The organism is Candidatus Methanoperedens sp. BLZ2 (assembly GCF_002487355.1).
Classification (GTDB): Archaea; Halobacteriota; Methanosarcinia; order Methanosarcinales; family Methanoperedenaceae; genus Methanoperedens.
Genome location: NZ_NTMG01000017.1, coordinates 122,878 through 129,614 on the forward strand (window position 1 = coordinate 122,878; position 6,737 = coordinate 129,614).

Annotated in this window: 8 protein-coding genes; 7 read left to right on the forward strand and 1 reads right to left on the reverse strand. The window is 40.7% G+C overall.

Features of this window, described 5'->3' with window-relative positions; genetic code table 11:
* The first annotated feature begins 54 nt into the window (after positions 1 to 54).
* The 7 genes from CL181_RS21450 (at position 55) to radC (ending at position 5,538) form a co-directional block, all read left to right on the forward strand.
* Positions 55 to 141: a hypothetical protein gene (locus CL181_RS21450; RefSeq protein ID WP_369332912.1), complete on the forward strand. Its 87-nt coding sequence runs from the start codon at positions 55 to 57 to the stop codon at positions 139 to 141.
* Between the two features lie 110 nt (positions 142 to 251).
* Positions 252 to 1,067, forward strand: a complete 816-nt coding sequence (locus CL181_RS01660; RefSeq protein WP_097297505.1) for a type IV toxin-antitoxin system AbiEi family antitoxin — start codon at positions 252 to 254, stop codon at positions 1,065 to 1,067.
* A 2-nt stretch (positions 1,068 to 1,069) separates the two neighbouring features.
* The gene (locus CL181_RS01665) at positions 1,070 to 1,861 is read left to right on the forward strand and encodes a nucleotidyl transferase AbiEii/AbiGii toxin family protein (protein ID WP_097297506.1); all 792 of its coding nucleotides are present in this window, start codon (positions 1,070 to 1,072) and stop codon (positions 1,859 to 1,861) included.
* Between the two features lie 243 nt (positions 1,862 to 2,104).
* Entirely contained in the window at positions 2,105 to 2,242 is a 138-nt protein-coding gene (locus tag CL181_RS21455) for a hypothetical protein (protein WP_369332913.1), read from the forward strand.
* A 336-nt stretch (positions 2,243 to 2,578) separates the two neighbouring features.
* A complete protein-coding gene (locus tag CL181_RS01670) occupies positions 2,579 to 2,827 on the forward strand; it encodes a hypothetical protein (RefSeq protein WP_097297507.1) in 249 nt (82 codons plus the stop codon).
* Positions 2,828 to 3,724: 897 nt separating this feature from the next.
* A complete protein-coding gene (locus CL181_RS01675; protein WP_097297508.1) occupies positions 3,725 to 4,840 on the forward strand; it encodes a DUF932 domain-containing protein in 1,116 nt (371 codons plus the stop codon).
* A gap of 29 nt (positions 4,841 to 4,869) precedes the next feature.
* Positions 4,870 to 5,538 (forward strand): DNA repair protein RadC, encoded by a 669-nt coding sequence (radC, locus tag CL181_RS01680; RefSeq protein ID WP_097297509.1) that lies wholly within the window; start codon positions 4,870 to 4,872, stop codon positions 5,536 to 5,538.
* 576 nt (positions 5,539 to 6,114) lie between these two features.
* Here radC and CL181_RS01685 read toward each other — a convergent pair.
* Positions 6,115 to 6,360, reverse strand: coding sequence for a hypothetical protein (locus CL181_RS01685; RefSeq protein ID WP_097297510.1), 246 nt, complete (start codon positions 6,358 to 6,360; stop codon positions 6,115 to 6,117).
* Between the last annotated feature and the right edge of the window lie 377 nt (positions 6,361 to 6,737).

Sequence of the window (6,737 nt, forward strand, 5' to 3'; positions counted from 1 at the left end):
CAGGCAAGACCACAACCATCACTGCAAAAATCGCGTACATGGTCAAAGGAAAACATCGACCCCTCCCAGATCCTCGCGCCAACCTTCTCCAAAGAAGCAGCAAGGAACATGCGCGAAAAAGTCGAGAAACTCCTTCAATGAAAGGAGATCCATGCAAACCTTCCATAATTTCTACGCCAGGATCATTTAGACAAATACAGTAATAGAAAATTATTAATATTTGTGTAATCATACTCTCACTCAACAAGAGTATGATTACACAAAACATAAAACTAGGGGCGAACGAACTAAAGTTACTGTTCACTATAGAAGAAGAGAATAAATCCGTTTTTTCAATAACCGATGCAAGGCGAGTTATGAAAACCTCTGCGCCCTCTGTCTGGAATGTCATATACCGTTTGAAGAAAAAGGGAAGGATAGAAGAGATAGAAAAAGGAAAATACCTTCTCATTCCGGCAAGAGCAGGTTATGAGGGATCATGGTCCGAAGTCCCATATCTGCTTGTTCCTCATATCATAAGTGCTTATTACATCGGTTTCTGGACAGCACTTAACTACTGGAGTATGACAGAGCAGGTTCCCAATGTTGTATTCGTTGCAACAACACAGAGAAAAAAAGATTTAGAATTTGGAGATACGCGATACGAATTTGTCACATTGACGAAAAAGAGATTTTTCGGATATGTGGAAGAAAATACCGCCAGAGGTACTTTCAATATATCTTCAAGGGAGAAAACCATCATTGACTGCATGTTATTTCCAAAATACTGCGGCGGGCTGGATGAAGCTGTCAAAGGGATATGGAAAGCCAGAGATGAACTGGACTTTGTAAAGCTGCTTGAGTACTCAAAACGGATGGAGGTGAGCGTGGTTACCAGAAGGATAGGTTATGCATTGGAATTACTGGGGCTGGCAGAGGAAATAAGTTCTAAGATCGCTTCTTATAGATCAAAAGGATATATGTGGCTTGACCCTCTTGGACCCAAGGAAGTTCTGGAATACTCCAAAAAATATGGACTCATAATAAATAGGACAAAGGATGAATTGACGGGCTGGATGGAGTATTGAAAATGGATGAAAATGATTTAAGAAGGCGAGCCAGGAGGACGGGTTTCAACGTGGCTACCCTGGAAAAAGATTACGCTCTGACATGGCTTCTTAGCGGGATTTACTGGGAGGATTCAAAGCTCAGAGATATCCTGATATTTAAAGGAGGGACAGCAATACGAAAAATTTACTTTCCTGAATGGCGCCTTTCCGAGGATATGGACTTCACTATCATGCAGGAAGTTGATCCTTCGGAGTTGAAACAGGGTTTTGAGCAGGTTTTCTCATCTATTAACAAGAAAAGCAGCATCATTTATTCGTTCACTTCTTTTAATGCAGGAGAGCATGCTATTTTTGCTGATGTCCAGTTCCTGGGCCCTATTGGATTCAAGAATAAGATCGCACATGACATATCCCTGAAAGAAAAAATGATTGAAAAGCCCACGCGGATAAAAGTGAAGCCTGAATATGAGGATATTCCGGAATTTGAAGTACTTGTTTATTCGCCAAATGAAATCATGGTGGAAAAGCTGCGCAGCATCCTTCAGAGGGGGAAGGCGCGGGATTATTACGATGTCTGGCGGCTTATGAAAGAAAAAGAGTTCAATCCGGATAAGATCAGAGAACTTTTCATCCTGAAATGCCAGATCACTGGGATTGAGTTCAACCCTGAACTGATCTTTGATGAAAACAGGCTCTCTGAAGCAAAAAAGTTCTGGACTATCGCTCTTGCCAGACTTACAAAGAACCTTCCTGATTTCGAGTCAGTCGTGAATGATTTGAGGTTGATGCTGGATTTTATCAAAGTGAAATAGCTGCCAGAATATTCATTGGAATACGATGTCTTCAGGAGGCTCCTAAGGATGGTGAATTGTCCCCATAAACAACTATCTGGAAATTCCTGACAATTCAAACCGAAGGAGGCGGGCAGGATTTTCTTTAATCAGTTGCAATATAATGAAATAGTTTTTTTCTGCCTCCCTATCTACCTCCTTTTCCACCTCCCTCCCACACAAAGCCCCCAACTAATCCTCGCAGGCGCATGATCTGGCAAAATCATCACCATCACCACCAAGATCACATACCTAATCGAAGATGAAAACATCGACCTCCCCAGCCTCAAGCTCACGTTCTTCAAAGAAATCGCAAGAAACATGCGCAAAAAAGTCGAGAAGCCCCTCGGAGAAAAGAATTGATCGTTTATTACCCATTCAGCGCCGACGATGCGGGATTGTTTCGTTGTCCGTACGCTCCAATCACCGCATCCTTCGCTCACTCCGCACGCTTGCGCGTCGTTCACTCAGGCACGGCTGCTGCCTTGCGGTCATTGTCGCTGCTGTCTGGGCGACACTCTTGCGCTCTCGCTCCAGAGAGTCGCCGGCATCGTTCATCCAGTCACTTTTTCAGATTGTAACGGTTAACTGAGATTGGCGCGCGTGAGAATGACAAGATGAAGGGCAGGGAGTTATCATATCATGAGGCAGCCGGGATCATGATATTATGACCGCCCTTGGGTTATGACTTCAGTATATATGATCTGTCGCTTCGCTCCGCAGGGGCTTACGCTGCCTCAGCCCTCCGCTGCGCTTCGGACATCGGCAGTTCTCGCTGCTGCTCGAACCCCTGCAAGTTTAAAAGATAGTAAAAAATCTCAAGCTGGCATCAGACCTCAATATCCGAAAGATAGTGCGTTGCGGCGCAAGAGGCCGGTCGTTGAAAGGCTGAGATTGGGCGACCCTAAGAACTGCATAATGTCGCTGCTTTACGTCTCTAATGGTTGAAGCTGCTAATTACGACGGGTGCGCAGGTCTATTATGTACTCCGTTCACGCAAAAAGTAAATATCCGTGTTGCTGCCTGCTCCTGCCAAACGTCATCGACGCCTGAGATAATGAAGGCTCGCCCTGAATGGTTTTTTGCTGCGGCAAAAAATCGCATGGCGACGAGCCATCATAATCTCATTCGTCGTTTATCTATCTGGCAGGGCAGGCGATGACACCACGGATATACTCTTTTGAATGTTCCTCTACGTATTGAGGGCGCACAGGTATTTTTCGATCCAATGTGGTCGTTCTGTCGTATGTCGTTTTCTTTTGTGGCAGGGTCAGGCTCCAACCTCCCTGGATACCTCTTCTCCACGCGCTTCGCGATGTTTTTAGTTATGCGCCCGTGTTTGTTCGTGTATTTACGAATTTAATTATATAGAATTGAGCGCAAAGAGAAGAGACGCAAAAAACCGCCCCGACGAAATGCGCGGTTTTTTATGCTTAAACTCTTCCTTTGCTTAGTTTTATAAATTTATAAAAACAAGTTTTTAAAATTTATTTCTGCCGAAATTTTCAAGATAGTTGTTGTATCTTTTTTTCTGCGCCGATCCAGTTTTTAATATCCGTTTTTCTTGTTCCTCCGGCGTGCGCTTGGTTTTAAGGGTGTATAGAAAACTTGAAAACATCATGCGTAGGCTGAGATACTATTAAATAGTCTAAAGTACTATTATGACTATCTGAACATACGCGAAGGGTGAAGCATCTATCAAAGACCTTCATGAGGTAGGAAAAACCGACGGCATGAGAGAGAAGGAATTACTAACCCAAGGGTGAAAATCCCTTTTAGTATCGGCAGATACTAAGAAAAATCGAGTGCTACAGGATGATTTAATTATAAAGGAGGATAAAATTTATGGAACAAATATTAAAACCAGTTTTTAAAGAGAATTTTGTATCGAGACATGAATTAAAGATAGACCAGGCCGGAAACTTGCCACTTTTAGCCAATGAGTTAAAGAGGCAGAGAGACACGAAAAAAGACTTTATAGCACCAAGCCAAAAAATAAGAGTAGTCCCAAGCCCTACAGACATAATACTTAATATTGAAGATACCGGGAATTATTCGATAACTCCACAGTGTCATAATCAAATTGCTGGAAAATTAGAGATCCCGCAGGGATATTATGACAGGTTGAGAACTTCAAGCCCTGATTTATTGAGTAAAAATATTAATCACTGGCTAGAGAAGGAAAACCCGAAGTTAATAAGGACGTTAGACGGGAAAGCCCGCGCGTTTTTGAGTGACCGTTATAAGATCATTGATAACGACGACGTTTTTTTTATGTCAGTTGATGAAATGGGGAAAGGTAATATGCAGTTTTTCAGGGCAGATTTAACCGAGAATTACCTATTTCTTAAAGCAGTATCAACAACGACCCAGGCCGAGATAAGAAAAGGTGATGTAGTCCAGGCCGGTTTAATTATCCGTAATAGCGAGATAGGATTAAGCCGCTTCCAGGTTGAACCCTTTGTATTAAGGTTATTTTGCCTTAATGGAATGATTGTACCAGATAACGGGATGAAACAAACCCACATAGGCCGCAAAATGGGAGAAGGGATTTATTCAAGAGAAACTCAGGAATTAAACGCCCTCGCTTCATTGTCAGCAATGAGGGATATAGTGAGAGCAACTATAAACGGCCAATCTTTTGATAATACCGTTAAGTTGTTGATAGCTGCCAGCGAGACCGAGATCATAAAACCGAACCAGGCAATTAATAATATAAGTATTCATGCAGGTTTTACCGATATCGAAACCGAGAATATACTTTATAACTTCATACACCAGAACGACCCGACAAAATACGGCCTATTAAATGCCATAACAAGCACTGCAAAGAATGCAGAGACCGCCGAACGTATGACAGAATTAGAAACTAAAGCCAACGAAGTTATAACGCTACCTGATGAATCTTTTGATGAGATCATTAACCGAAAGCTGAGGGTTAAAAGGGCAATTGCAGCTTAAGCCCTTTTTTATTTTTTAGGAGTAAAATTATGAATAACAGTCTAATTTTTACAATGAAAGAGACTTCACCCGAAATAAGAATCAAGAACAACGACGTTTATAATATGCACAATAATGAAGTTTTAAATTTTCTTATCTCAGGGAGCAGAGAAGAAGCATTAAACAAAGCAACCCAATTATTAAATAATAATGACCTTAAGGCCTTATCTGTTATGGACTTTGAGCAGCTTAAAAAATATGGATTATCAGAAAATACAATATACCGTATAATAACAGCCTTTGAATTATCGCGGAGGCTGGAAAGCATAAGCATAGACGCCAAGCCTAAAATAAGCAGCCCGGAGGATGTGTATAGAAAAGTGTATCCATATTACAGAGAGCTTAAAAAGGAAATCTTTTTAGTTTTCTTATTAGATACTAAAAACCAGATCATTAAGCAGGAAGTTGTATCTATTGGCAGCTTAAACGCTAATATTGTTCACCCTCGCGAAGTTTACAAGCCAGCGATTGAAGCCAGCGCAGCGCATATTATCGTTACACACAATCACCCAAGCGGAGACCCGACCCCAAGCAGGGAAGATATAGAAATTACTAAGAAGCTCCAGGAAGCAGGGAGTATTTTAGGAATTACTCTTTTAGATCATGTTATCATTGGAGATGCGAAACACTTTTCATTAAAAGAAGCAGGACATATTTAAAGGAGTATAGTATTATAGAGTATAAAGACTATGACCGAAATTTACCCAACCAGTTTTAAAATGGATAAAAGCCTTAAGGAAAGGCTTGATAAGTACAATGCAGAACACCCGGAGACACCTTTAAAACTTAATATTTTTTTAAATAGTTGTCTCACTAAATGGTTGGAAAGTAAAAAATATTAAGAATGTATAAATAGTCAAAATAGTCGGTTGAGCTACTTTGACTATATTTTTAGACAGTTACAAAATTTTTCCCCCTTCATGGGAAATGAGGGCTTCGGCTTCCTATGGAAGGCTTTTGATTCGTTTCTTGCTCACTTTGATCCTTCTGGATGATGATTTTGATATCGTCAATTTTAAGCTTATGATGTGGATATACTCCAGATGTTTCTTTATCCTCTGCAAATGCATCATCTTTTTCTTCTTGAAGGTGAGCTAGGGACAGATTCCCCAGACCCTTTCAAATGCTTGAGGAATATTCTAGCAAGAATATGGTGTATGAGCATTCGCCCATAGTCAGGAATTGTGCTTCGCAGGAACATTTTGGTTCATGCATCAGCTCATCAGAGCTTATGGTCAATTATCGCATGTCTTAACTTTTTTAGACGTTTTAGCATCATCTGGTTTTTCAGGAATTGAAGTTTTTGATTCTTCGTCCCTCATTTCATAGATAGTCCGCATGCGTTCAACTGCAAGATCAATAGCTTCGGTCTCATTCCTGTATATCCTGTGGCCTATTAGCCAATTAAAGTTTTCAATTGTGCGCTGACTGAATGCATAGTTTCTTCGCACACTTGCTTCGGATAATTCTTTGCGTTTCATTATGTACGTATTATAGTACGTCTAATTATTTATATTTTTGCTGCATATTATCCAAGCAATCAATTAAAACACTGAGCATCTAAGAAAATTAAGTGTTCTGAAGGGCAAATCAAAGTACCTCTTCTCTATTGATGCGATGTTTGATGGCCAATCATCACAGATTGCGAAGTATGATACAAATGAACGAAGTTTTTTCTTAATGCTTATTAGGTTGAATAACGCATGAGAACGGATATTATAAAAACTGTACGGATTTCTTACTAAAGTGGTATAGCCCGGCAAGGATTTGCACTTGTCTTAAAAATCCGTGAAAAACATCACCAAAAGATAGGAGTATAAAGAAATTTTAGATGCTCCGATGGGGATTTGAACCCCAG

Bases quoted from the DNA above. Each gene is read 5' to 3' on its own strand.
- CL181_RS01670 (WP_097297507.1), top strand. From the start codon at position 2,579: ATGATCTGTCGCTTCGCTCCGCAGGGGCTTACGCTGCCTCAGCCCTCC.
- CL181_RS01665 (WP_097297506.1), top strand. From the start codon at position 1,070: ATGGATGAAAATGATTTAAGAAGGCGAGCCAGGAGGACGGGTTTCAAC.
- CL181_RS01660 (WP_097297505.1), top strand. From the start codon at position 252: ATGATTACACAAAACATAAAACTAGGGGCGAACGAACTAAAGTTACTG.
- radC (WP_097297509.1), top strand. From the start codon at position 4,870: ATGAATAACAGTCTAATTTTTACAATGAAAGAGACTTCACCCGAAATA.
- CL181_RS01685 (WP_097297510.1), bottom strand. From the start codon at position 6,360: ATGAAACGCAAAGAATTATCCGAAGCAAGTGTGCGAAGAAACTATGCA.
- CL181_RS01675 (WP_097297508.1), top strand. From the start codon at position 3,725: ATGGAACAAATATTAAAACCAGTTTTTAAAGAGAATTTTGTATCGAGA.